The sequence below is a fragment of the Pigmentiphaga humi genome (assembly GCF_900606115.1).
GTDB classification, from domain to species: Bacteria; Pseudomonadota; Gammaproteobacteria; order Burkholderiales; family Burkholderiaceae_B; genus Pigmentiphaga; species Pigmentiphaga humi.
Genome location: NZ_UWPJ01000045.1, coordinates 1 through 560, shown reverse-complemented (window position 1 = coordinate 560; position 560 = coordinate 1). Strand labels below are relative to the sequence as shown.

At 64.5% G+C, this 560-nt stretch carries 1 protein-coding gene; it reads right to left on the bottom strand.

Features of this window, described 5'->3' with window-relative positions:
* Positions 1–80 precede the first annotated feature (80 nt).
* Positions 81–560: EF-Tu C-terminal domain-related protein (locus PIGHUM_RS23690; protein ID WP_246013484.1), on the bottom strand; the 480-nt coding region annotated here is incomplete at its 5' end.

Sequence of the window (560 nt, the reverse complement as noted above, 5' to 3'; positions counted from 1 at the left end):
GATCCAGGGGACCGCGGATCCGGCTTTGCCGGTCCGCCAGTCCCGCCCCCTGGGGGGCGCGCGTCAGCGCGTAGGGGGGATTACTTCAATACCTTGGCAACCACGCCGGCGCCAACGGTGCGGCCGCCTTCGCGGATCGCGAAGCGCAGGCCTTCTTCCATGGCGATCGGCGCCAGCAGCTTGACCGTGATCGACACGTTGTCACCCGGCAGGACCATTTCCTTGTCCTTGGGCAGCTCGATCGAGCCCGTCACGTCCGTCGTGCGGAAGTAGAACTGCGGACGATATCCGTTGAAGAACGGCGTATGACGGCCGCCTTCTTCCTTGGACAGCACGTACACCTCGGCAGCGAACTCCGTGTGCGGCGTGATCGAACCCGGCTTGGCCAGAACCTGGCCCCGCTCCACGTCTTCACGCTTGGTGCCGCGCAGCAGGATACCCACGTTGTCACCGGCCTGGCCCTGGTCCAGCAGCTTGCGGAACATTTCCACGCCCGTGCAGGTGGTCTTGACCGTGTCCTTGATACCCACGATCTCGATTTCCTCGCCGACCTTGATCAG